Below are 26,272 nucleotides of genomic sequence, written 5' to 3' on the forward strand. Positions count from 1 at the left end.
TATTCATAGAGACACTGTTTTTTCAAAAATAACCCTATTTTTTGAATTATGATGTATTACGGATATTCAATAAAATTATTTCTTTAATTCACTTTCATTCGGAATAGGATTAACACCATAGGTATCAAACAAATATACTAAAGCTGTCATCGTTGCAGCTCCCAACTCCAATTCCCGTTTATTAACGGCGTCAAACGTATCATTACTTGCATGATGGTGATCAAAATAACGTTGCGAATCAGGTCGTAAGCCTGCCAACACGTTAGTACTTGTTTTTAAAGGTCCTACGTCTGCTCCACTACCAGCCTTTTCAAAGTAGTGTATCAAATAAGGTTTAAACAAGTGCTTCCAAGCCAATACCTGATTAAAACTTACATCGCTACAATCGAATGCAAACCCGCGAGGCGTAAATCCCCCAGCATCACTTTCCAATGCAAATATGTGATTTTCTCCTTTTTGTTTAGCTTCCTGAGCATATTTGGTGGCACCCCTTAAGCCATTCTCCTCATTCATAAATAGCACTACGCGAATACTTCTTTTAGGCTTTACCCCAGATTCTTTAAGTAATCTTAAAACATCCATGGATTGCACAACACCCGCTCCATCATCATGAGAGCCATCTCCCAAGTCCCAAGAGTCCAAATGACCACCAACAAGTATATACTCATTAGGGTACTCACTTCCTGTAATTTCACCAATAACATTATACGATTGTACATCCTTTAACTGTTTGCAGTTTTGCTTAAAATACAGTTGTGTTTGGCCATCCAGCTTTAACATGGTACTCAACAACTCCGCATCATTAGTGCTAATTGCTGCCGAAGGAATACGCTTTTCTACTGGCAAGTCATTATACTTCATACTTCCTGTATGGGGGAAATCATCCAACCTCAAGTTCATAGAGCGCACAATAACACCTACAGCGCCATATTTCGCTGCCTCAACAGCACCACTATAACGCTGGTTAACACAGCCACCATAAGCTTCATAGGTTATTATTAAATCGGCCTGCATGGGTCGGTTAAAAAAAACGATCTTACCTTCTACATTGCCCCTACCCAAAGCTTCCAATTCTTCAAAGCTCTGCACTTCTACAACATTAGCTTTAATTCCTAATGCCGGTGTTGCTACAGAACCTCCCAAAGCACAAATATTTACTGTTGTAGATTTTCCTGCTGCAGACTCTATATATGCATGCTCTTTAATACCGCGAACCCATTTAGGCACCATAACAGGTTGTAACCAAACCCTATCCAAACCTAATTTATCAAGTTCTTCCTTTGTCCACTCCACTGCCTTTTGAGCATTTAAAGAACCTGACAAGCGCCCTCCTATTTGATTTGACAAATAACGTAACCACTCGTAGCTCTGTCCATTAGTTAAAGAAGTTGAATATATTGTTTTTATTACCTCTTTGTCTGTTTGAGCTCCAACAAGGACAAAACAAAACATACAGAACGAAAAAGTAACTGTTTTTAATAAGCGCATATTTTTTTTGGCTAAAGATAGCATTTATTACAGGCTTGAAATCAAAAAGAAATCATAAAATTCAGTACTATCAACTTAGTAAATTAGTCAACATCACATAGTTCCAACTGAGACAAATAATTAGAGGTTAAATCCTTTAGGCCATTAACAAAGTATGTTTTTATTTCTTCTACACTTTTAGTTTTTATGGTTTCCGTCTTATCGATTGGCTTAAATACTTCGTACTTACAATTACAAGTTTCTAAAAGTTCATTATAAGTCTTAATATTGGTCGCTATTACTTCATTATAGGAATTTATAAGTTGTTCTTTTTTTAAATCAAGTTCCTTTTGCTTTTGTTCTTCGATCTTAGCTTTTATCTGTTGTCCTTTTAATCGCAACTCTTCCTGCATTTCCTTTAGCTTATTTTGTTCGTGCTGTAATGTTGCAATATCATTATTCAATGTTTCAGGAGCCGCTTCTTCTGTTTTCTTTGCCGTATTTCCAACAGTACATTTATCCAGTTCAATAATACTCTGCTTGGCCAAATCACGAGCCCGTTTCACATAAAACCGACCATCCTCAAAAGTTTCGGCATTATCAACATGAGCCAACAGCTCAATACCATCGTAAGCATTATCATAAGCTGTTTCACAATTGCAGGCTTTCAACTTTGGCTTGGCTCGTTTAAAAGCCTCTAACGATCTGTTTGCATAGTATTTTAAATGCGTAATATTATTGGATTTGTAAGCAGACTTTACATGGGAATAGGCATAAACAAGATCGGAATCAACATCGTTAAACTGTTCTTGTGCTTGAAACTTTGAATAAATAATGACGATTACGAAAAATAGGTAATGTTTTTTCATGGTATTGGGGTTAAATTAATAAGTAGGTGTTCCAAAAATATCAAAAACATAATAACTTAGCTTGCAGTTCATCGAAATTATTGTTTTATTATATTTACTAATTCATAACCAACATCTCTTTATATGATTAAAATAACACCTCAAGACTTTATAATAGATTCTCAAATAAAACTAAAAGACCAACCTTCGCTCTACGACTTAGACGCCTCCAAAAAGAACATTGAAGACGCTTTAAAATTTATGACAAAAAAGCTGGGAAAGCTTCAAAACACCATGTACGCGCATAGTAAATATGCCGTTTTGGTTTGCTTACAGGGCATGGACACATCTGGAAAAGATAGTTTAATAAGAGAAGTTTTTAAAAATCTAAATGCACAAGGAGTCGTTGTTCATAGCTTCAAGGTTCCCACCGAAATAGAATTAAAGCATGACTTTTTATGGAGGCATTATATAGTACTGCCCGAACGCGGTAAATTTGGCGTATTTAACAGGACGCATTATGAAAATGTTTTGGTAACACGAGTACACCCTGAATATATTTTAAATGAAAATATTCCTAGTGTTAAATCGGTAGACGATATTAATGATGCTTTCTGGGACAAACGTTTTGAACAGATAAATAATTTTGAAAAGCATATTTCGGAGAATGGCACCATTATTTTCAAGTTCTATTTAAACCTATCAAAGGAAGAACAAAGAAAACGCCTGTTAAGACGCCTAAACAAACAAGAAAAAAATTGGAAATTCTCACCAGCCGACCTTAAGGAGCGTAAACTATGGGATCGCTATCAAGAATGCTATGAAGATGCAATAAACAGAACATCTATGCCTCACGCTCCATGGTATAACATCCCGGCAGACGACAAAGCCACTGCCAGGTATATCGTTGCCAAAATAATGTATGAAACACTCAGTAAATATACCGACATCCAGGAGCCTGAGTTAGATGATGATATTAAGGCCAATTTAAAGCTTTATAAAAGTCAGTTAGAAAGCGAATAAATACCGTCCATAAAATCAATTCCAGCATCACATGAAGAACTCCATTGCCGAGCGCGTGAGCGATTTTTTAATAAGCTATCCACCTTTCGACAAACTCGAACAAAATGATTTATTGAAAATCGCCAAAGAGGTTAATATATTGTATCTAGAAAAGGGAGATGTTGTTTTTAATAAAGAGGATGCATACCATAACTATTTTTATATTGTCCGAAACGGAGCTGTAAGCCTATATCACCACACCAATGACAACAGCATGAACATGGTAAGCATCAATGATGCTGGCGATATCTTTGGTGTTAGACCCCTGATTATAGAAGAAAACTATAAGCTTACCGCAATCGCTAATGAAGAATCCATTGTTTATGGTATTCCCATCGAAATTTTTAAATCGGTTACCAATAACAATGTTAAAGTATACAAATACCTTATAACCTCATTTGCTTCCAACGCATACGATCCCTATACAACAGAAGAAAATGAAAAAATATTTGTAGACTACCTCCCCAATCAATCAAATGACATTGCTTTCTTTCAAACCGCCAATTATACAAAAAAACCTGTCACCTGTTCTACAAATGCTACTTCTAAAGAAGCCGCTATTAAAATGAGTAAACATAAAATTGGTTGCATAATAGTTGTTAATAACCAAAAACATCCAGTAGGTATTATTACCAATAGCGATCTTAAAAATAAAATTGCAACAGGTTTATTTCCTATAAACACACCTGTTGCCAATATTATGACAAGTCCGGTTATAACAGACCAAAAAGATATAACTGTTGCACAGGGTCAGTTACAAATGATTAAACACAGCATAGGACATTTATGTATTACTAAAGATGGTACTGTCAACTCTAAACTAATTGGCGTTTTAACACACCATGACATTTTGGTTGACCTAGGGAACAACCCTTCCTTTATATTAAAAGAAATAAAACGTGCCAAACGCACCAGAACTTTAAGAAGCGCTAGGCAAAAAACCAATAGCCTATTAAAAAGTTATCTCGACCAAAATATACCCTTATCGCATATTCTAAAATTGGTTTCAAAAATTAATGATGCGGTTACTGTACGTGCTATAGAACTATCTATTGATAAAATGCCTGCACCCCCACCTGTTAAATTTTCTTGGTTGGCTATTGGAAGTCAGGGAAGAAACGAACAGCTGTTGTTTACCGATCAGGATAATGCCCTCGTATTCGAGGACGTAACAGAAGACAACTATGAAGAAACCCAAAGTTATTTTTTAGAGCTTTCAAGACTTATAACCAAATCATTGAACAAAATTGGATTTGAATACTGTGAAGCCGAAATGATGGCTAGCAACCCAGAATGGTGCAAATCATTATCCAGATGGAAAAAACAATTTACAGATTGGATACTTAATCCTAATGAAAAAGCAATATTACTATCCTCAATCTTCTTTGATTACAGTAGGGTTTATGGCGACAAAAATCTGGAAAATGAATTAACAGAGACCATTTACAAAACATTAGGTAATACCTCATTGTTTTACAGCTTCCTAGGTAAAGATGCCTTAAAAAGTCCTTCACCACTAGGCTTTTTTAAACAGTTTTTAGTAGAACAAAATGGTGAACAAAAAAACCTTTTCAACATAAAAAAGAGAGCCCTCATGCCTCTTATCGATGCCGCACGCTTACTAACTTTAAGCAAGCAAATTAAAGGCGTAAACAATACAGCTGAACGCTATGAAAAATTAGCAGAATTAGAACCTAACAACAAAGAGTTATTCCAATCTTGCGCCTATGCCTTTAAGGCTTTACTTAAGTTTAAAACCAAACAGGGCTTAATGCATAACGATTCTGGTAAGTTTATAAAACTAGAGTCACTATCTAAAGAGGAAAAGTTAAAACTTCGCCGCTGTTTTAAACCTATTAATGAAGTACAAGAGTCTATTAAGCTCCGCTTTAACTTAACCAATTTTATGTAGATGAAACTTTCCTGGTTTAATAAAAAAAGAAAAGAATATCCTGACTTCTGGCACATCTACTCCAATAAATTTGAGAAACAACCAAGGGAAACGATTCAAAATACGCGATTCGTTGCACTTGATACCGAAACTACCGGATTTAACATAAAGGAAGACAGGATACTTTCCATTGGAGCTGTAGCCTTTAGCAATAAAGTTATTCAAGTAAACAACTGTTTAGAACTTTATCTAAAGCAAGATGTTTTTAAACCAGAAACAGTAAAAATACACGGCCTAATGAAACATAGCGATCTGGAAAAAATTACAGAACTTGAAGCAATAAAAATATTTCTAGATTATATTAAAGATGCCGTACTTATTGCCCACCACGCCAATTTTGATAAAAATATGCTAAACGAAATGCTTTTAAGACATAACTTAGGCAAACTAAAAAATACATTTATCGATACAGGTTTCTTGTATAAAAAGTCGAAACATATTATTTACCAAAACCATTTAAACCATTATACACTAGACGATTTATGCAGAGAGCTAAACGTTCCTAAAGTAGATCGTCATACTGCCACAGGAGACGCTCTTATTACAGCTTTTGCATTCTTAAAAATACTGGCCAGACTGGACAAGAAAAAGGAATTAAAATGGGACTATTTACTCAAATCGTAAATAATCCCATTTCTATTAAATACACTAATTATATAATATCTATTCTATAACATTATCCATAATGTCTTGTACCACTTCTGGATTAAGTAAAGTACTGGTATCCCCTAAGTTAGATGTATCACGTTGCGCTATTTTTCTCAATATACGCCTCATAATCTTTCCTGATCTTGTCTTAGGGAGCCCTTTAGTAAACTGGATCTTGTCCAGTTTGGCAATAGGCCCAATGTGTTCGGTAATAATCTGATTAATTTCTTTCCTAACATTATTATGATCGCGGTACTCGCCTGTATCCTTCAATATCACATAACCATATAAAGCATTTCCCTTCACATCATGTGGGAAGCCTACTATGGCAGACTCTGCCACTGCAGGGTGCTCATTAATGGCATCCTCTATTGGTGCCGTACCAAGGTTGTGACCAGAAACAATAATAACATCATCCACACGGCCAGTAATACGGTAGTATCCAACCTCATCTCTCAAAGCACCGTCACCAGTAAAGTATTTGTTCTCAAATGCCGAAAAATAAGTATCTTTATAACGCTGATGATTTCCCCAAATGGTCCGTGCCATACTAGGCCAAGGGAACTTAACACATAAACGACCTTCTACCTGATTTCCTTTTAATTCCTTTCCATGTTCATCCATGATAGCCGGTTGTATACCTATAAACGGCAACGTAGCATAGGTAGGCTTGGTTGGTGTTACAAATGGGATAGGTGTAATCATGATACCCCCAGTTTCCGTTTGCCACCAAGTATCTACAATCGGACTTTTCTTCTTACCAATATTATCGTTATACCAGTGCCAAGCTTCCTCATTGATAGGCTCCCCTACCGATCCAAGCACCTTTATAGAACTTAGATCATACTGCTCAACCAATTCCATTCCTTGTTTTGCCAAGGCGCGAATAGCTGTTGGAGCAGTATAGAACTGATTTACTTTATGTTTTTGAACTATTTCCCAGAAACGACCAAAGTTTGGATAACTTGGTACACCTTCAAACATAACGGTTGTAGCGCCATTTGCCAAAGGCCCATAAACTATATAACTATGCCCAGTTATCCATCCGATATCTGCCGTACACCAATATACATCATTCTCTCTATATTGGAATACATTCTTAAATGTATAAGCCGTATATACCATATAGCCTGCGGTAGAATGTACCATACCTTTTGGCTGTCCTGTAGAACCCGAAGTATACAAAATAAACAAAGGATCTTCAGCATCCATAACTTCTGCCTTACAACTCGTAGAAGCTTCATCTAAAAGCGGCTGTAGCCATTGATCCCTTCCTTCTTTCATATTAATATCTGAATGGATACGTTTGGCCACCAACACATTTGTAACACCTGGGCAGCTCTCTAAAGCTTCATCCACGATGCCTTTTAAATCAATAGTTTTCGCTCCACGATACGATCCGTCGCTGGTAATAACCATCTTACAATCACAATCGTTAATTCGAGTTGCCAATGCTGTAGAAGAAAAACCAGCAAATACTACCGAATGAATTGCTCCTATACGCGCACATGCCAATAATGCAATTGCTAATTCAGGAATCATAGGTAGGTAAATACAAACGCGATCACCACGCTTTACCCCTTGACTTTTCAGTACATTAGCAAATTGATTTACCCGCCCATGCAACTGCTTATAACTAATATGCTCGGCGGGTTCGTTTGGATCATTCGGTTCGAAAATAATGGCTGTTTTATCTCCACGTGTTGACAAATGCCTGTCAATACAATTCTCTGTTATATTTAGTTGCGCACCTTCAAACCATTTAACTTCTGGCTTACTAAAATCCCAACTTAAAACATTATCCCATTTTTTTTGCCACATAAAATGCTCTTCTGCTACTTCTTCCCAAAAATTCTCGGGTTCCCGCACCGACTTTCTGTATACTTGATAGTATTCCTCTAAATGTTTTATGTGATAATTACTCATGGTTTATGTCTTATTTTGTTTTAGTTTAAAGTTAATGAAAACGCTAATATAACGATTTTATAAAACCGCCTTAATTTCTTCTATAAATCGTTCAGCCAAACTATCGGCACTGTTTTGTGAAGTACTTTCGGTATAAATACGAATAATTGGCTCTGTGTTTGATTTTCGTAAATGCACCCATTCCGAATCAAAATCAATTTTAACACCATCAATAGTACTAATGTCCATATCCTTATACTTATCAGCAATAGCTTCTAAAACAGCATCTACATTAATTTCGGGTGTTAATTCTATTTTATTCTTACTCATAAAATAATTAGGGTAGCTTTCCCTTAAGTCCTTACACGATTTTTTAGATGTTGCCAAATGCGATAAAAATAACGCTACACCTACCAAAGAATCCCTTCCATAATGAGAAGCTGGGTAAATAATACCGCCATTACCTTCACCTCCTATTACAGCATTGGTAGCCTTCATCAGGGTAACAACATTTACCTCACCAACAGCACTTGCCTGGTGTTTTTGTCCGTGTTTTTCTGAGATATCGCGCAATGCCCTTGATGAAGATAAATTAGACACGGTATCACCTTTTGTTTTTCCAAGAACATAATCGGCACATGCTACCAAAGTATACTCTTCACCAAACATAGAACCATCTTCGCAAATAAGCGCTAAACGATCCACATCGGGATCAACAACAATTCCAAAATCTGCTTGTTCTTTTACCACCAACTCCGAAATATCGGTTAAATGTTCCTTTAAAGGCTCAGGATTATGAGGAAAATGTCCATTAGGCTCACAGTACAATTCTACACACGTAACACCCAAAGTGTTCAATAAAGCTGGAATAGCAATGCCTCCTGTAGAATTTACAGCATCAACAACCACTTTAAAGTTGGCATTTCGTATCGCTTCAACATCAACGAGGTCTAATTTTAAAACCTCGTCGATGTGTTTATTGATGTACCCTTTTTTCTTAATATATACGCCCAAAGCATCTACTTCAGCAAAAGTATAAGCATCATTTTCTGCTATTTCCAAAACAGCAGCGCCATTTTCAGCATTTAAAAATTCGCCTTTTGCATTAAGTAGCTTAAGGGCATTCCATTGCTTCGGATTGTGGCTTGCCGTAATGATAATACCACCATCGGCATTTTCTAAAGGCACTGCAACTTCAACAGTGGGCGTTGTAGACAACCCTATATCGGTTACATTTATCCCCAAACCAACCAAAGTGTTACAAACCAAACTACTTACCATTTTACCAGAAATTCTGGCATCCCTTCCAACTACAACCGTTAGGTTTTCTTTATCGGATTGCTCTTTTAGCCACATACCATAGGCCGCTGCAAATTTAACTGCATCTATGGGTGTTAAATTGGTATCTACTTTTCCTCCAATTGTACCTCGGATTCCCGAGATTGATTTAATTAACGCCATCTAATAAATAACTATACTACCTAAATTAAAATACCCATCTAACAAAAGCCTCCATCGCCGCATATCGTGACATTCCTAACAAATCGTATAGATCGGCTGTTTCCTTATTTCTATCTTCAGCACGTTGCCAGAACTCTCTACTATCAGTTCCCTGGAATACCACACCGTCTTTTTGGGACTGGTGTTTAAAAATTCCGTGGCGCTTCTCTAAGACCTGGTCAGGACTCATTGGAACCGCCATTTCAATCTCTTCTATACCCCATTCTTGCCAAGCCCCTCTATATAACCAAACCCAGCAATCTTTCATAAAATCTTTATCCTTTAAGCGTCTAACCGATTCAAAGATAGCATCAAGACACACTTTGTGTGTACCATGTGGATCGGCCAAATCGCCTGCAGCATAGATTTGGTGTGGCTTAACTTTTTCAATAAGATCCATTGTAATCTTAATATCGTCTTCCCCTACAGGGTTTTTCTCAATAGTTCCTGTTTCGTAGAAAGGCAACTCCATAAAGTGGATATTTTCATCTGGTAACCCAACAAAATGACTCGTTGCGCGTGCCTCTCCTTTTCTTATTAAACCTTTAATATATCTAACCTCAGGAATATCGATCTCACTGTTCTTTTTCTCTCTTAAAAAAGTTAAAGCTTTTTGGTAGATAGCGTCAGCCTCTGGGCTTACAATTCCGAATTTCTCGTTGTAATCGCATACAAAATTTGCAAAACGTAAGGCTTCATCATCCGCTACAGCAATATTTCCTGAAGTCTGATACGCTACGTGTACGTCATGACCCTGGTCTTGTAAACGCTTAAAGGTCCCTCCCATACTAATAATATCATCATCGGGATGCGGACTAAAAATCAACACACGCTTCCTAGCTGGTTCTGCACGCTCTGGACGATACGTATCATCCGCATTGGGTTTTCCTCCAGGCCATCCTGTAATGGTATGCTGCAAGTCATTAAATATCTTAATATTAATATCGTAAGCCGGCCCTGAATCTGCTAACAGATCACTCATACCGTTCTCGATATAATCGGCATCAGTAAGCATTAAAATAGGTTTCTTTAAATCAAGTGCTAAACCTAAAACAGCTTTTCTTATTAGCTTATCTGTCCACGTTACCTTTTCAACTAACCAAGGTGTCTTGATACGCGTTAACTTAGATGATGCTTCTTTGTCTATAACAAACGTAGCATTATCGTGCTCTTGTAAGAAAGAAGCTGGAACCTGGGTTGTAACCGTACCTTCTACAGATGCTTTAATGATATTGGATTTGCGTTCACCCCAAGCCATTAATATAACACGCTTGGCTTCCATGATCTTTTTTACTCCTAATGTAATAGCCGTTCTTGGTGTATTACTCAAACCCGAAAAATCACCACTGGCGGCAACCCTTGTAATATGATCTAAAGCAACCAAACGGGTTTTGGAGTTTTGAAGCGATCCCGATTCGTTAAAACCGATATGACCATTTCCTCCAATTCCCAGTATTTGCAAGTCTATACCCCCTAAAGCTTCTATCTTAGCTTCGTACTCATTACAATAAGCAGATATTTCCTCTTTAGACAGAGTACCATCCGGAATATGAACGTTTTCCGGCAATATATCAACCTGGTTGAACAACAGTTCGTGCATAAAGCGCACATAGCTATTAACTGAGTCCGGTTCCATTGGATAGTATTCATCCAAATTGAAAGACACAACATTTTTAAAGCTTAATCCTTCTTCTTTGTGCAAACGCACTAATTCTGCATACAATCCTTTAGGCGTTGACCCTGTAGCCAATCCCAAAACGCACGATTGGTTGCTACGTTGCTTCTCGATTATCAAGTCGGCAATTTCTCTTGCAACAGCTTTAGAGGCTACCGATGAATCTTCAAAGATAACGGTACCTATATTCTCAAATCTTCTTTCAAATCCTGTGGATTTATCTACACTACTTTTTAACATGGGTTCTGTTTTTGTAATTCCCTTTTACTTACTTAGATTAAATTATGATTGTTTAAGTGTAAAAACTTAATTAGTTCTATGATTAATTTTTTGTCCAGCTTTTCATATTATGACCCCATAGAGCAAAGAATAATATGATCGCATAACATGGAATTAATATCCAGTAGCTGCTTGTTGAAGCTGTTGCTAGTGCTTCCACCTCTTCAACACCACTAGTTATTAATTTATGTTTACCTGCATCTACCAATCTTCCGTACAATGGCGGTATAATTGCACCACCTGCAATTGCCATAATCAATAAGGCCGATGCTGTTTTTGTAAATTTACCTAAGCCTTCCAAAGTTAACGGCCATACAGCTGGCCATACCAATGCGTTGGCTATACCTAAAGCAGCAACAAATAATACCGATGTAAACCCTGTTGTAGATAGTATACAAATACTAAATACAATTCCTAAAGCTGCACTTATTTTTAATGCAGTATCTTGCTTTAAGTATTTAGGAATTAAGAATACACCTAATGCATACATTGTAATCATTGCTCCCAAGGTAAATGGTGTAAAAAACTTAGCTTCTTCAGCAGGAAAACCAAGAGATAAGCCATAAGCAATAATAGAATCGCCCGCTATTACTTCTGCTCCAACATACACAAACAAGGTTAAAACACCCAACCACAAATGTGGAAACTGAAAAATACTTGTCTTTGTCGTTTTTCCTTCTTCAGATTCTGCAACTGGTTCTGCTTCTACATGAGGCAATGGTGCTTTTCTAATTAAAATACCAAACACAAATAAAACAATGGCCATAACAATGTAAGGAACCACCACTTTATCGGCCATAGCACTTAACAAAGCCTCCTTTCCTTCAACAGAAACAGTTGACAATTTTTCCTTAACATCATCTATCCCACTCAACAACAAAGAACCAAAAACTATATTAGCTATTATCCCCGCTCCTTTATTCGAAATTCCCATAATAGCGATACGTTTAGCCCCACTTTCAATAGGTCCCAAAATGGTAATGTACGGATTAGCTGCTGTTTGTAATATCGTCATTCCAATACCTTGAATAAAAATCCCGGACAAGAAAACCCAATACGTTCTAGCCTCTGCTGCTGGTATAAATACCAAGGCTCCAATTGCCATAATAACTAAACCAACAGACATACCCTTACGATAACCTATTTTATTTAAAAGATAAGATGCAGGCAATGCCATGACCACAAACGAAATATAAGATGCTGATGCCACCAAATATGACTGGGCTTCGGTTAATTCGTTCATGGTTTTCATAAAAGGAATTAAGGTTCCATTTATCCAGGTAACGAAACCGAATATAGCAAATAAACCTGCTATGATAGCGATGGCTACCGTGTTACTACTTTTGGGTGTTTGTGTCATAATTTCAAGGTTTTAAATTATTAATTAGTGTATTACTGCTAAAAACTTAGCAATGTTATAAAAGTCGTAGGTTTATCAGGTTCAAATATTTGTCTTAAACGTATAAACTTTCAACTATTTAATTTTAATACTTTATTTCCATTTGAGCTACCATACTATCTATAAGCTTAAATTGGTTCTTAGCGCGATCTAAATTATGCTCCGGGTACTTAGTCTTATAGTACACATCATTATTTAAGTAATCCGTTAAAAAACGTAAAGCCATAATAAAGATCATGGTCTTTGCTGCCAATGGCAATGTTTCTATTTCTAAAGGTGATAAGGCAGACTCAACTTTTTCTAAAAACCCTTCTTTATAAGCATCAAAAAACGCAACATTAAAGTTTACCAAATCCAAGTTCGTCTCATCTTCGGCCGCAGTATTACAAATGGTTCTAATGGCATCACCAAAATCATAATGCACAACCCCAGGCATAACTGTATCGGTATCGATAATACAAAGTCCTTTATTGTCCTCATCAAATAGCACATTGGATATTTTTGTATCATTGTGCGTTACCCTCAATTTTATTTTACCCGATTCTTTTAGGTTTTGGATAACGTGCATCTCCTCTTTCAACTCTGCAACCTTGTCCAAATAAACCTTGGCTTTTTCTTTTCTTTCTTCCGAAGCCACCTTTAAAGCTTCATCAAACTGCCAAAAACGAAATGACATATCATGAAACTTAGGAATAACATCTATTAACTTAGAAGCATCAAAATCACTTGTTAAATTTAAAAACTCTCCCGTTAATTTCCCGCCTTCATAAGCTATTTCTGGATTGGTAACTGTTTCATACGTAATACTATCTTCAATAAACTGCATAACGTTCCAGTAATTACCATCTTCATCTTTATAGTAATACACGCCGTTTTGAGCCTCTATAAATGTAAGTACACTACGCTCCAACTGTTCTTTTGGAAGATTGGACAACTTAGCTTTAATATGATTACTAACATATACTTTATTAGCCACAAGCCCAGGAACATCCTTAAACACCTCATGGTTAATACGCTGCAAAACATAAAATGGCTTTTTAGCTGTTTTAATCAAATAGGTATCGTTAATATGACCAGAGGCTAATTCTTGATAGGTCTCAAACTGAGCACCATGTTGAAATTGATTGAAAATAAACTGTAATTGATCACTTGTCATATTACCAAAGATTTGTTGGATAAACATTATTCTCCTTTAACGCGCCAATTGCCTTCTCAACCCTTTCCTTATCTTCTTTATAAGTTACTCCAAACCACTTGGCATCAGACTTAAGCACTTCAACCGTTGCTATTCCAGACTTTAAGATCTCGTTTACAACAGAAGGAATATAAAATTCCGCTTTTAAATTCTCTTTATTATCCTCTAAAAACTTCCCAAACAACTCCGTGCCAAATTCAAAACATTTCGGTGTAAATCCCCAGAAGTTCATTGAAACAACGGTATTTTCATCAATCGGAATAAAGTCTCCATTATCATCCTTACGCTTTAATTCCCCATCAATTCTTTCAATATGTGTGCGCTCTGTAACATCGGTTAAAAAACCATTTTCATCTACCTGGCACTCTCCTCGTGACACAAAACCATAATCCGATACCGTATTCTTCAGCAAATAAGCCATTGTGTTAAATTGATACGAATTCGAATCTTTCTCCGAAAGCGACTTTGCCATAACCTCAAAAGCCTCCCTACCATAAAAATCGTCCGCATTGATAATGGCAAAATTCTCCTTAACCGCATCTTTAGCCATCAGCAATGCATGTCCCGTACCCCACGGTTTTGTACGCTCGGGGTTAATATAAGCCTCAGGTACACTGTCTAACTCCTGATACACATAATCTACTTCGGCCTTGCCTTCCAACTTTTTATTAAAAATCTCTTTAAACTCCTTCTCAAAGCTCTTTCTAATAATAAATACAAACTTTCCAAATCCTGCACGAAGCGCATCGTACAATGAAAAATCAATAATTGTATCGCCTTCCGGCGTAAAAGAATCAATCTGTTTTAAGCCTCCGTAACGACTTCCCATTCCTGCTGCCAGTATAACCAGCGTTGGCTTTGTTTTGCTCATTAATCTAGTTTTTTATAATTAAACACCCTTTCTACAAACACCATAAACCTTTGTATTTCCTACAAAAAAACTTACGATATTTCCAAAGAATTACACAAATCTACACATTTTTTTTTATTGACAATGGAAAAATTTAAAAAAATGTGCTCGAACACACAATAACACACATCCAAATTAACTTTTGTATATTTGAGCCCTTATGAAAAAATATACAATAAAGGACATTGCTATAATGGCAGGCGTATCGAAAGGCACAGTAGACCGTGTAATCCACAATAGAGGCAAGGTTTCTCCAACTGCCTTGGCAAAAATCAACGCAATCCTACAGCAAATTGACTACAAACCCAACCTACTCGCAAGAAATTTAAAGAACAATAAAACATATAACATATGTGTCCTCATGCCCGATCCAAGTATTGATCCATATTGGGCCCCTTGTCTAGAAGGCATCGAAGAAGCTTTTGAAGAATACGCACCCTTTGGCATTACATTGGATATGCTTTTCTTCAATCCTTTTGATAAAACCAGTTTCGAAAACCAGGCAGATGCTGTATTACAAAAAAACTGCGACGGCATTGTATTAGCGCCTTTATTCCAGAAGGAATCCCTTGCCTTCCTAAAGACTTGCGAACAACAAAACATAGAGTATTTCCTGTTCAACAATGATATTAGAGACACAAAACCCCAACGCTTTATTGGGCAAGACCTTTACTTAAGCGGTAGGGTTGCCGCCAAACTCATGCACACTATATTAAGAAACAACAGCAAAATTGCTATTGTGCATATTGACGAAGTCTTTAAAAACGCCAGACACATGCAAGACAAAGAAAAAGGGTTTAGGTCGTATTTTGAAGATTTAAACAATAACAGTTTTGAAATTGAAACATTTAAATTAAAACACCGGAACACCAACAATTTAAAAAAATCTGTAAAATACTTTATAGATATGCATCCAGACATATCCGGCATTTTTGTCACCAACTCCAAGGTTCATTTGCTGGCAGCACTTTTAAACACGCAATCACAAAAAAGACATGTTATTGGTTATGATTTAATAACCGAAAACATTCAATACTTAAATTCGGGAAGTATTGACTTTTTAATTAATCAAAATCCAAAAGAACAAGCACAACTCAGTTTTTCCGGTCTGGCAGATTACCTACTTTACTCTAAAGACACCCCAAAACAAAATTTATTGCCTATTGATATTGTTAATTCAGAAAATGTAAAATCATATTTAAAAGATGAAGACGAACTTGACCCCCAATAACGACTTGAATTTCTCGAAACCAGCATGCTTTTAAACCCTTTATTTACAATAAGTCGACACCCCATACTCCCTTACCATTTTTCCGTTTCCGAACCAATATAACCTTTAAACAATTTTGAAATGGACTTAGTCTCTCCCAGTATGGTAAGAATATCATCTTCCTGTAAAACGGTAGAACCATTGGGAGTAAAGGTTTTATTATGCCTTTCAATCAAAGCCACCAAAACATCTTTAGGTAGCTGCACCTCCATTAACTGTTGCCCTATCATAGCCCCCTGTGATGTGCCTTTTAATAGTTTTACACTTACAAAGTTTTCATTTTGCAACAAATACTCCTTAATTTCCCTATGACTATTCATAGTCAATAGCTTTTTAACAACATCCTCTCTTTCCAAAATATCAACTAGCCTAGACAACATGCGCAACTGCTGTTTTGGCTTTTCATCTGTATTAATCAGGAAACAACAAATATGTATGGGCGATATTTCTTCTTTGTTTTTAAAAGGAATTTCTCCAGAAATGGCACTTTTTGAAACAATGATTTGCATAGAAGGTTTTAAAACATTTTTGTATTTCGCATGAAAAATCAAAACTCCCGGCAAGATTATCACCGAATCATCAAGCAAAGACTGCATAAACTTGTCTTTGATTACCTTCTTACTTCTCTGTAATTCCGTTCGAAAATAATCCGATACTTTATCCAAAACCTTATCTATATCTGCAGGGGCCTTTAACATACTTATTTTGGACTTAATTACCGTCTCATCAAAAGGATCCCCTTGTCGCAGTCCCTTTTCCTTTAATATGGTCATTAATTCATTTTCCAACTCATCATACTGATATTTCCCCAAAAGTGCAAACCAATGAAATATAGCGCCTTCCCTCTTTACTTTTCCTCGAGCATGAAAATAATACCAAAGCAACCCCATAACAACAATCCCAGCAGTAAAAAGAATAGGCATCCATCCCAAATAAATAATCAATATAAATGAAACAACTATACCTACAATTTGCATAAACGGATAAAGAGGAGAAAGATAACCAGGGTCGTACGATTCTATTTTGCTTTTCCTAAAAACAATGACCGAAAAATTAATAAACATGAAGATTAGCAATTGAAACGTACTAGCCAATTTAACAATACCCTCTTCCGATAACAACAGAATAAACAAAATAATAAATGCCGTCGTAAAAAATATAGCTACCAATGGCGTACCCTTACCTCCTATTCTCGATAAAATTGCAGGTAATAACTTATCCCGTCCCATTGCGAAAGGATATCGGGAAGCAGATAATAGACCGGCATTACCCGTAGAAGCAAATGCTGCAAGCGCTGCTACAGACATCAACAATACCCCAGCATTATCAGGTAGCCAATTAAACATTTGTGATGCAGCAACAGCAGCAGGAGCCATTTCTTTGGCAAATACTTCCGGTTCAATAACAGCAACCATAATATAAACCCCCAAACCATATATGAGGCCTGTTACAATTAAAGACAACACCATTCCCAACGGAATGTTCTTTTCTGGATTTTTAATTTCCTCAGCAACACTTACAATCTGGGTTAGTCCCAAATACGAAACAAAAACAAAACCAGCCGACGTGAATAAACCTTCTAAACCATCAGACAAGAATGGCGTAAATTGCATGTCCAGAGCTTCCTTACTTATTGAATCCCCAAAGTATATTGAATAAATACCATCAACAATAAAAGCCACTAAAATAACCAATAGGAACGTTACAAATACCTTTTGGAATGCCGACGTTTTTTTTGCCCCTACTAAATTTAAAGCCATAAAAAAGAATGTAGCAACAATCGCCACCGTTTTTGTTGGAACCTCCCAAAATATAGCTGCATAAGCTCCAATACCTATAATTGCAAAAGCCGTTTTCAACATTAAGGCAAAATAAGTCCCAAGACCACCAATAGTCCCCATTAAAGGCCCTAAGCTTCTGTCCAGAAAAAAATAGGCACCCCCAGAGCGTGGTAAAGCCGTTGAGATTTCAGCAATACTAAACATAGATGGCAATATTAATACACCAGCAAGCATATAAGCCAAAAACACCGATGCCCCCGTATAATGTGATGCAATGCCCGGCAGTAAAAAAAATCCAGAGCTGAACATAGCTCCTGTGCTAATTGCAAAAACATCAAATAGCCCTAATTCTTTTTTTAATCTATTTCTCATGGTCGAACATTTGAAACAACAATAAATATCGTTAATCCGTTCTTAAGATAAGAAAAAGTAATTTACTTACGTTTGACAGAACAATAATTTATACAGATTTAAACCAATATTGTCTCTTAAAATAGACCCAACACATCTCTCCCAATGCTATTGGACTAATCACAAATGACACTAATTAACATAAATTACCTCGGGGCATTTGAATCTATATTATAGAATCAAAAAACCTGAGTTTCTTATGATAAAAGAACATAAATAAAGAATAAAAGAATTTATGTCTGTTGAGTGCCAAATCTGTGATTTGGTGTATCGAAAACAAATAAATTCCACACTAAAAGTACTTCTCGATAGCGCTACTGAAGCCGAAGGACTAAATTCTTCCAGGATTTCACTAAGAGAATATAGATTAGGACTCTTAAATATTATTCACGTTAAAATACTTTGCTTACTAATCGTTGCAAAGTTTAAAAACCCCAAAAGAAGAAGCAATATGAAAATTCGGAGTCGATGTTTGCGGATTTACCCAAGATATCCAGGTAGGCTCATAGCTAGAATCAGGCAGCTTGTTATATTTGGCTCTATAAACACCTGTTTCTATCTTATTGTCCTTTAACAATTTTAAATCCCTTAACGATTTCAAACTGATTGCCCCTTCAACTACAAAAAACGTATCCTCTATTTGCGATTTAATGATAATATCCCCATGGGGCCAGTTCCAGTCAAAATCAAATTTCTTGTTTGGATACGCCTTAAAATCCATCAATCGCGGTGATGGATCGATTTCTAAACAATAATACGGATTCAGATCAGCATCCGATCGGAAAAACAGCTCTACCCGATCCGATTCATTAATGCTGGCATTCGTATTATCCGTTTTATCAACATGAACTTCATTATCATGCACCTTAAACATAAAATACAGATTATCTGCATCCCACAGGGCTTTAAACTCAATTTTCTTTACCGGTTCCGGATCCCATGCCGAAATAAAATCACTTAAAACTACAGCCCTATCCCAAGCAGCATCCGTACCGTTTCCTGTAACCTTTAACCCTGTGTTTCCACAATACTTTACATCGTATGTTTTCAGCTCCATAATATCTTAAAATTCTTAATTGCTAATTGAAAATTGTGGCAACAAAAGTAAACTATCACTTTTACTTAAAATCACAAATAACCAAAGATTTTTAAACAAAATATTTCCTTTAACGAACTAACCCCGAGACTTTGTCTCGGGGAATTCTTTTCGATCAAAAAACTTATGCGCTTCTAATTTCCCTGGGCTTATTCTTTTTCCAATACAATTTGACGAATCATCAGATTGTTGCCCTTGGATGCATTAGCCTTTAAAATCAGCTTGCCATCATTACTATCCTCACGCATCACATGAAATTTTACCCATGTCCCGCCATTAGCGCTATGGCTTCCCAATTGTACTTTCCGTCCTTCAAATTCCACAAAACCTTCACGCCCTTGGTTATTCCAGTCATCAAACAACACATAAAAAGTTCCCAACATACCCTCTGGACACTTTAAAGTTAAGGTCATTTCTTTTCCGTGCCAAGCAGCCCCCTTAGTATCTTTCCAGGAACCATCTGCTTTTACCGTGTACTGCACAGCATCTTGAATTAATATTTTATCATTTTCCTTTTTCCATGGAATATTTTCATTCATAGCATGCAATTTCTCCGCTGCCTTCACTTGCAAAATAGCCTTTTTAAAATCCCCTTCAATAGCTAGACTTTCAGCCTTTGGAATTAAAGGAAACATCCTTTTTAAAGCAGCTACACCTATTGAAGTTGTTGGAGAAAAAGCATCAGATCCCACATAAGCCTCAAGACTATACAACAGTTGTTTTGCCACTGGCGAATCCTTATCTGCAATGTTAAAACCACAAACCAATAAATTTCCCTTACCCACTTTAAATTCGAAGATCGCTCCCTCCTTATTGTTTCTGTGAAAATCGTCCACGACCTGAGCTATGGGTTTGTATTCCTTTGGCATTTCATTTAAAACAAACCCTTTAGATCCCTTCATTATAGTTTCCCATTGCCAATCACTATGATAAGAAGTTACAAACGCATTAAAAGCTGGGTGTTTATCTTTAAGCAATAACCCTATATTGGTTTTCCCCTGTCCCGGAAAAAAAGTAAGCGACCAATACAAAGGGTAAAAATTAAGGTCTACACTAGTCTCCTCCGTCCCTAAGTTACTTGCCAGCAACAAAACATCCTTTCCAGATTCTAACGCAGCTAATGTGTTGTCATCCAACATTTCCGAAACAACAACCTCCTTAACATTATTTTCTGGTAATTGCGTCGGATACACCCAAACTTGCCATGCATTCTTAAATGCCGTATTTTCCAAAGCCACCGATATGGTTAATTGCTCCGCTTTACCCACAATACTTAAAGGCAATACAAGCTTCCCTACATCCGTTAAGCTTCCTACACTTAAATTACTTAAGTTCCAATTTTCAGTCTTTAACACCTCACCAGATGCTGTTGAGACCTTCGCAACCAACTTTCCTTCCTTAATTGGAAACTGACCAAAGTGTGATAATTGAATATCGCCTTCAAAAGTTTCATCAGCAGTCCAAACAAACTTTTTTACACGCAGCAAGGGTACCGTCTCATTGTAATGCTGCTTGAATTTTTCAGGGGTCGTTATCCCTTTACTTTCCCAATGCGCATCCAGCCATCCAATAAGTGCCTCACCTTGCCCCTGATAGTCTTGTATGCTCAACAGCTGCACGCCAGCACAGCTTTTTGTCCTCAAAAAAGACTCCGTTTCATACTTATACATAATTTGATTCAAAGCACCAGAAGCCATTTTAAATGCATCAGCTTGATCTGCGATACCATTCTTTTCCGCAACAGCCTTAAATGCTTCAAAATTTCGAGCCTTCAACACACCCGTATACTTATCTATCTCGCTCCAGGAAGGGTACACTGGCCACTGACCTATTTCGTGTGCTATAATTGGAATATCCATTTGACTGTACACGTTTTCAAAGTCCCAATCGGTATGCGCACCATTTAACCCTCTGGTACGCCCAACGCCTTGTATGTAGTGCGTCGCCATATAATCATCAACCGCTGTGACTTTTCGCGCCGTGGAAACAGCATACAACCTGCGGTTATCCTTTTCCTTTAAAGCTTTTACCCATTGCTGCATCACATCAAAATCGGAGTTACCCAATTCATTACCAATGCAAAACATGGTAAACGACGGATGGTTACCATAATAATCCACCACACGATTCATTTCTTCAATTACAAAAGCATCTCGCTCAGGATCTTTACCTAGCCCTTGAGGATAACCTTTAGTATCCATCTCTGGCCTTCCCCTTACCTTCATGTCTTCACTCATCCACCAATCGATCCATATTGAGGCCTCTGCTTGTAAATAGATTCCAACCCTGTTAGCCGCTTTAAAGGCTGCTTCCGGCGGACACCACGAATGAAAACGCGCATGGTTTAATCCATAGTCCTTATATACTTTAAATATCTTTTCCCAATCCTCCACATTAGCAGACGGATAACCCGTCAACGGAAAATGTACACAATCCAGGTTCCCCCTTAAAAACACAGGTGCATCATTAATAAGGATGTGTGTGCCGTCATGCCCAATTTTCATATAACCAAACTCCGTTTCCTTAGAATCCCTAAACCTTCTAGTTTTTAGAGTCGTAGTTAAACTATAAACCGTTGGATCAAACTCATTCCATTTTTTAAGTTTACCATTTAAATCTAAAACAACCGTTTTTTGGTGCACTCCTTCTTCTAGACTATAAGAGACATCAAATGCCTTCACAACGCCTTGTTTTCCAAGCTCACGAATCTCTAAATGAAGACTTGCCTTTTCTTTCTTAGCACTTTCAATAGCCACTTCAACACGTAACTGGTCACTATCTGTAAGTGAAAAGGTGCGAACATTGGCAATAAAAGTAGGATCTTTAGCTATCAACTCCATCCTACCTACTATACCATTCCATATACTCTGCGTATACGCGCCATAGGCATGCCCCTTATCCCCAATATTATGGATCATATCATTATTTACCTGAACTATCAAGTGGTGTTTTCCAGGTTCCAGCACACCCAGCTCATGAATATGCGGTGTTCCCAAAGCATCTTGCGAACTTATCGCCTTTTCATCAATAAATACTTTTGATTCCCATAATACACGTTCTAAAAAAACCTGTAACCGTTTGTTTTTCCATCCTTTAGGTATTTCTATTTCCCTTTCAAACGTAGCGATCCCCAAATACTTATACTCTGGTGTTAACACCCCAAAATCAGACCCAACTGTTTTAAGCCCATAACCTTGCTGTGCTAACGAAGATGGTAGGCTAATGCTACCTTCCCGCTTATAATCCGTTGTGTTTTTAATATCTGGCCGTTCCTTACTAAGGGTCACTTTCCATGCACCCGACAAATCAAGAACAGCTTCCTGAGCCCATAAACAGGTGCTACTTAAAATTAAAGCAATTAATAATACCAAGTTCTTAAACATAATTGTTATTTTATTCGTTAGATGTAAATTTTAGAATACTTTCCTTTCCTATAAGAGCCAAATGAATATGAGCTGCCATATGGTAGCGATCTAGATGCAGTGCATTTTTCAACGCGCTTTCAGCTACTTCTGCCTCACCTAACCCCAACTTTCCTAATCCAATCAAGTAATTACAATGTATTTTGTTTCGCACCTTTAAGTCTTCTTCCCATATTAACAAATCCGGTAAGGAAATGGCAAAATAATCCAACTTCACATCATCATCCATATGCGATTTCCCGTAGTTTATCAAATTATTGAATCGATGATTTGCCGCTTCACTGTCACCTAACTTAAGCAAGGCCAATCCCTGATAAAAAATGGTATCCGGTTGTTGATCGTTATAGAACATAGCCGGACTCGGATCACTTAAGCCTTCCGATGCAGTTTCCCAACACGCTTTGGCCTTGTCCATTACCCCTAATTTCTCATAAGCACAACCCAACCAATAATAAATGCTATTCTCTTGAGCTCCAAACAACTTACCCTCACCTAAATTGTGCGGATAGACTTGAGCAGCCTCTAAATGCCTAATCGCTTCGGTGTATTTCCCTTTACCAAAGCACTTTTTAGCCAACTCTATGTGCACAGCGATATATTGAAAAGGAACCTTCCCTTCCCCACCTTCCCAGGGATGGAACTGCCGTTGTTGTATACCACTTAAAGCAGTCTCATAATTGCCCTTAAAGTTGTTTAACGTTACCCATTCCAAATACAAGTCATCGCGCGATTTTGTTAAATGCAAATTGCTTTCTAACAATTCCAAACGCATTTCCACAGACACATTCAATTTTTTATATAATTGATCCAACTCCATTAACAAACGAGCATCTTGGCTGTCCAGCAGAAAAGCCTTTTCCAAATGCGTTCGTGCCCTTGCCCTTTCATTGGTTTTGTTAAAATACAACAAAGCTAGGTTACGATGACATATAGCATTTGTAGCATCCAAGGTTGTTGATTGTTCCCAACATTGTTGTGCTTCACTATATTGCTTAAAGGCATACCAAAAATTACCCAAATAATACGGCGCCATAGCATCCTCAGGATTTTGGCGCATCGCTGCCTGCAACACAATAACCTCTTCCAAACGATTTGGAAAACAATAATCCTTAGGCATTTTTGAAGCTTTTTCATAGTGCATTTTAGCAATTTCAAAATCCCCTTTTTGCTCATAATACCAAGCCAAAAAGTACCATACCATAGGATAAGCTTCTTCTTTACCCTCTATATGCAGTTGCAACAAGCTAATAGCTTCATCAAACTGTCCCGCCTGCGCATAATCCAGGGAAAACTCAATATAATTGTGCGAATTATCACGTAATAAGCTTTTTAAATGCAATAAATCATCTTGACTACGACACAACAAATACTTTTCATAAAGTACCCCAAAATTAAAATTATCAATTGCCAAAGAATCTGCCACCAAACTATTAGCCTCCTGAACCCTTCCGGCTTTCCTTAGCAAAAGCACTTTTAAATGACGCGCTTTATGGTTATGCCAATTTTTAATCAATGCCCTGTCAACTAATTCCAAAGCCTTGCCTTCATTTCCTTTATAACAATCAATTTGAGCTAAATTAAAGTAACCCGCATCCTGCCAGGCAGCATTCCAACAAGCTTTAAAAAAAGCCGCATAAGCTTCATCCTTTCTACCTAAAAAATTAAGAACCAGTCCGCGATTAAAATACGGTTCACCATCATACGGATTGGGGTTTCGTTCCGTTAAAGTTGCAATCGCCTTGTCAAAATAAGGTAACGCTTCTTCAAACTTAGCTCGTTTTAAATACCAAAGCCCCATAGCATTGTTACAACGTACATCACCAGGCTCTCGAGATAAAGCTTCCAAATAGTAAGCCGTAGGATCGTAAGTAGCATGTCGGTACTGCTCCAGATGTAAGCCCCTTAAATACAACTGCTCAATACTTTTTATCTCGTTTGGTTGTTTTGCCGCTTTAGCCGGTTCTGGAATCTCATTATCTTTGATAGCTTCGGGCGACCATGAGACCAAAACCTTTCCCTTTACATCTGTTACTATGGCTGTTAAATCCTCATATTTAACAGTGCCTATAGCCACCTTCTGCTCAAACCCCTGTGCGGGACTTAGATTCCTTTGTTCCTCAAAAAGTAGCGCTTCAGAAGTTTTGAGTACCACCTTACAATTATTATAAACAGATGTAACATGCACTTTCACTATAGCCTCACCATTTACCACCTCCAAATTTAACAAGGCCTCTTTAGTTGCATTCTTTACAACACCTACATTATAATAAGGCATAAAATATTGCTTAAAGGACTTTTCTTCATAAGGATGCATCCATGAAAAATCAGGTTGGTTATCAGTATAAACCCCGCACATTAACTCAATGTATGGCCCATCCTCATCCGTTAAATTTCTATCCCACGCTTTGCCAAAATCCCCATTACCCCAGGTCCATTGTTTTTTACCAGGCGATATATGGTGATCTGCCACATGCAACAATCCACCTTTAGTGTCATTTTCGTAGCCACCAACAAAATCATAATCCGAAGTAATCGCCATATAAGATGTTGGCACTGGTATGTTTTTATAGCGCGAAATATCGGTCCCCGGACTATAATCCACCTTATAATATTCGCCTTTCGCTATAGGGAATTCCGAAACGTCCCGTTTACCATGATCAAATACAGCATTCACATCGGGCGGAAATACCGACTGATAATGGTCGTTTACCGCAACCGCAGGATTAGCCCACCATAAAAAAGTTTGCGGATGTGGCGTGCGATTGTATAACTGCGCCTTTATTTCCAGATAAGCCTTATCCGGATACAAGGTAAAGCCAGCCATACCCTTTGTTCTAAACATACGCTCCACTTCACTAACCCATATCGTTTTACTACCATCCGCATTGTCTTCAATATAAAAATCGGTTGGATCGTAAGTACTCGGTCTGTGGTGCTGCGGCCAGTTAAACTCAATACCTCCCGAAATCCAAGGCCCAGTTAAACCAACCAGTGCTGGTTTAATAACTTGATTGTAGTACACAAAATGACGTTCCCTTATTTTATCGTAAGCCATTTGGATGCGCCCACCCAACCCAGGGATCACCATAATTTTCACATACTCATTTTCAATAAAAACAACGTCCCATTCCTTATCTGTCTTTTCATCACTTATCGATTCGATTACAGGGTGCGGGTATACCACACCACTACTAGCCTGATATACACGCTTATCGAGAAATACGGGATACTTTTCAGGTTTACCAACTTCATAGGTTGGTATCACAACCCTATCTTTCCAAGCCTTTACTTCGCTCATTTTCTAATTACGTTAATTTATTCTTGATTTTATATTTATAAAGTTCATTTTTTTTCAGAAACACCTGTCCCCAGACATATCCAATGACTCAACATCACCATTTACACACGAAAACAAGCATATACCGAACATAACCATAGCGGTTTGCCTCAAAA

General features: G+C 37.4%; 16 protein-coding genes. 4 read left to right on the forward strand and 12 right to left on the reverse strand.

Annotated elements, in window-relative coordinates; all coding sequences use genetic code 11:
- Positions 1-75: 75 nt before the first annotated feature.
- Together ABD792_RS17605 and ABD792_RS17610 are read right to left on the reverse strand one after the other, a co-directional pair.
- The gene (locus ABD792_RS17605) at positions 76-1,452 is read right to left on the reverse strand and encodes a M20/M25/M40 family metallo-hydrolase (RefSeq protein WP_345007763.1); all 1,377 of its coding nucleotides are present in this window, start codon (positions 1,450-1,452) and stop codon (positions 76-78) included.
- A gap of 119 nt (positions 1,453-1,571) precedes the next feature.
- The gene (locus ABD792_RS17610) at positions 1,572-2,336 is read right to left on the reverse strand and encodes a hypothetical protein (RefSeq protein ID WP_345007689.1); all 765 of its coding nucleotides are present in this window, start codon (positions 2,334-2,336) and stop codon (positions 1,572-1,574) included.
- 123 nt (positions 2,337-2,459) lie between these two features.
- Between ABD792_RS17610 and ABD792_RS17615 the strand changes: the two genes are divergently transcribed.
- From ABD792_RS17615 to ABD792_RS17625, 3 genes are read left to right on the forward strand one after another with little or no spacing between them, the layout of a single operon-like run.
- Positions 2,460-3,338 carry a PPK2 family polyphosphate kinase gene (locus ABD792_RS17615; protein WP_345007690.1) on the forward strand — a complete coding sequence of 293 codons (879 nt, stop codon included), beginning with the start codon at positions 2,460-2,462 and terminating at the stop codon, positions 3,336-3,338.
- Positions 3,339-3,369: 31 nt separating this feature from the next.
- The gene (locus ABD792_RS17620) at positions 3,370-5,289 is read left to right on the forward strand and encodes a DUF294 nucleotidyltransferase-like domain-containing protein (protein ID WP_345007691.1); all 1,920 of its coding nucleotides are present in this window, start codon (positions 3,370-3,372) and stop codon (positions 5,287-5,289) included.
- Complete coding sequence (locus tag ABD792_RS17625) at positions 5,290-5,952, forward strand: 3'-5' exonuclease (RefSeq protein ID WP_345007692.1); 663 nt, start codon at positions 5,290-5,292, stop codon at positions 5,950-5,952.
- Between the two features lie 39 nt (positions 5,953-5,991).
- On the opposite strand, the gene acs is transcribed toward ABD792_RS17625, so the two are convergent.
- The 6 genes from acs to ABD792_RS17655 all read right to left on the reverse strand — a co-directional run bounded on the left by acs (position 5,992) and on the right by ABD792_RS17655 (position 14,800).
- The gene (acs, locus tag ABD792_RS17630; RefSeq protein ID WP_345007693.1) at positions 5,992-7,902 is read right to left on the reverse strand and encodes an acetate--CoA ligase; all 1,911 of its coding nucleotides are present in this window, start codon (positions 7,900-7,902) and stop codon (positions 5,992-5,994) included.
- Positions 7,903-7,959: 57 nt separating this feature from the next.
- Positions 7,960-9,342 carry a phosphoglucosamine mutase gene (glmM, locus tag ABD792_RS17635; RefSeq protein WP_345007694.1) on the reverse strand — a complete coding sequence of 461 codons (1,383 nt, stop codon included), beginning with the start codon at positions 9,340-9,342 and terminating at the stop codon, positions 7,960-7,962.
- Between the two features lie 25 nt (positions 9,343-9,367).
- Positions 9,368-11,296 carry a glucosamine-6-phosphate deaminase gene (gene nagB / locus ABD792_RS17640; protein ID WP_345007695.1) on the reverse strand — a complete coding sequence of 643 codons (1,929 nt, stop codon included), beginning with the start codon at positions 11,294-11,296 and terminating at the stop codon, positions 9,368-9,370.
- Positions 11,297-11,378: 82 nt separating this feature from the next.
- Entirely contained in the window at positions 11,379-12,695 is a 1,317-nt protein-coding gene (locus ABD792_RS17645; RefSeq protein WP_345007696.1) for a sugar MFS transporter, read from the reverse strand.
- A gap of 124 nt (positions 12,696-12,819) precedes the next feature.
- Entirely contained in the window at positions 12,820-13,890 is a 1,071-nt protein-coding gene (locus ABD792_RS17650) for a phosphotransferase enzyme family protein (protein ID WP_345007697.1), read from the reverse strand.
- A 1-nt stretch (position 13,891) separates the two neighbouring features.
- Positions 13,892-14,800, reverse strand: coding sequence for a nucleotidyltransferase family protein (locus ABD792_RS17655; RefSeq protein ID WP_345007698.1), 909 nt, complete (start codon positions 14,798-14,800; stop codon positions 13,892-13,894).
- 199 nt (positions 14,801-14,999) lie between these two features.
- On the opposite strand from ABD792_RS17655, the gene ABD792_RS17660 reads away from it, so the two are divergent.
- The gene (locus ABD792_RS17660) at positions 15,000-16,070 is read left to right on the forward strand and encodes a LacI family DNA-binding transcriptional regulator (protein WP_345007699.1); all 1,071 of its coding nucleotides are present in this window, start codon (positions 15,000-15,002) and stop codon (positions 16,068-16,070) included.
- Positions 16,071-16,141: 71 nt separating this feature from the next.
- On the opposite strand, the gene ABD792_RS17665 is transcribed toward ABD792_RS17660, so the two are convergent.
- The 4 genes from ABD792_RS17665 to ABD792_RS17680 all read right to left on the reverse strand — a co-directional run bounded on the left by ABD792_RS17665 (position 16,142) and on the right by ABD792_RS17680 (position 26,117).
- Positions 16,142-18,262, reverse strand: a complete 2,121-nt coding sequence (locus tag ABD792_RS17665) for an amino acid permease (RefSeq protein WP_345007700.1) — start codon at positions 18,260-18,262, stop codon at positions 16,142-16,144.
- Positions 18,263-18,710: 448 nt separating this feature from the next.
- Positions 18,711-19,358, reverse strand: coding sequence for a carbohydrate-binding family 9-like protein (locus ABD792_RS17670; protein WP_345007701.1), 648 nt, complete (start codon positions 19,356-19,358; stop codon positions 18,711-18,713).
- Positions 19,359-19,546: 188 nt separating this feature from the next.
- Entirely contained in the window at positions 19,547-22,780 is a 3,234-nt protein-coding gene (locus ABD792_RS17675; protein WP_345007702.1) for a glycoside hydrolase family 2 TIM barrel-domain containing protein, read from the reverse strand.
- Positions 22,781-22,790: 10 nt separating this feature from the next.
- Complete coding sequence (locus ABD792_RS17680; protein WP_345007703.1) at positions 22,791-26,117, reverse strand: DUF5107 domain-containing protein; 3,327 nt, start codon at positions 26,115-26,117, stop codon at positions 22,791-22,793.
- Between the last annotated feature and the right edge of the window lie 155 nt (positions 26,118-26,272).

Origin of the sequence: Snuella lapsa, assembly GCF_039539345.1 — a bacterium.
Lineage (GTDB): Bacteria > Bacteroidota > Bacteroidia > Flavobacteriales > Flavobacteriaceae > Snuella > Snuella lapsa.

What these genes read in the sequence shown, in the direction of transcription:
- ABD792_RS17605 (WP_345007763.1), bottom strand. Translation starts at nt 1,452, where the DNA reads ATGTTTTGTTTTGTCCTTGTTGGAGCTCAAACAGACAAAGAGGTAATA.
- ABD792_RS17610 (WP_345007689.1), bottom strand. Translation starts at nt 2,336, where the DNA reads ATGAAAAAACATTACCTATTTTTCGTAATCGTCATTATTTATTCAAAG.
- ABD792_RS17615 (WP_345007690.1), top strand. Translation starts at nt 2,460, where the DNA reads ATGATTAAAATAACACCTCAAGACTTTATAATAGATTCTCAAATAAAA.
- ABD792_RS17620 (WP_345007691.1), top strand. Translation starts at nt 3,370, where the DNA reads ATGAAGAACTCCATTGCCGAGCGCGTGAGCGATTTTTTAATAAGCTAT.
- ABD792_RS17625 (WP_345007692.1), top strand. Translation starts at nt 5,290, where the DNA reads ATGAAACTTTCCTGGTTTAATAAAAAAAGAAAAGAATATCCTGACTTC.
- acs (WP_345007693.1), bottom strand. Translation starts at nt 7,902, where the DNA reads ATGAGTAATTATCACATAAAACATTTAGAGGAATACTATCAAGTATAC.
- glmM (WP_345007694.1), bottom strand. Translation starts at nt 9,342, where the DNA reads ATGGCGTTAATTAAATCAATCTCGGGAATCCGAGGTACAATTGGAGGA.
- nagB (WP_345007695.1), bottom strand. Translation starts at nt 11,296, where the DNA reads ATGTTAAAAAGTAGTGTAGATAAATCCACAGGATTTGAAAGAAGATTT.
- ABD792_RS17645 (WP_345007696.1), bottom strand. Translation starts at nt 12,695, where the DNA reads ATGACACAAACACCCAAAAGTAGTAACACGGTAGCCATCGCTATCATA.
- ABD792_RS17650 (WP_345007697.1), bottom strand. Translation starts at nt 13,890, where the DNA reads ATGACAAGTGATCAATTACAGTTTATTTTCAATCAATTTCAACATGGT.
- ABD792_RS17655 (WP_345007698.1), bottom strand. Translation starts at nt 14,800, where the DNA reads ATGAGCAAAACAAAGCCAACGCTGGTTATACTGGCAGCAGGAATGGGA.
- ABD792_RS17660 (WP_345007699.1), top strand. Translation starts at nt 15,000, where the DNA reads ATGAAAAAATATACAATAAAGGACATTGCTATAATGGCAGGCGTATCG.
- ABD792_RS17665 (WP_345007700.1), bottom strand. Translation starts at nt 18,262, where the DNA reads ATGAGAAATAGATTAAAAAAAGAATTAGGGCTATTTGATGTTTTTGCA.
- ABD792_RS17670 (WP_345007701.1), bottom strand. Translation starts at nt 19,358, where the DNA reads ATGGAGCTGAAAACATACGATGTAAAGTATTGTGGAAACACAGGGTTA.
- ABD792_RS17675 (WP_345007702.1), bottom strand. Translation starts at nt 22,780, where the DNA reads ATGTTTAAGAACTTGGTATTATTAATTGCTTTAATTTTAAGTAGCACC.
- ABD792_RS17680 (WP_345007703.1), bottom strand. Translation starts at nt 26,117, where the DNA reads ATGAGCGAAGTAAAGGCTTGGAAAGATAGGGTTGTGATACCAACCTAT.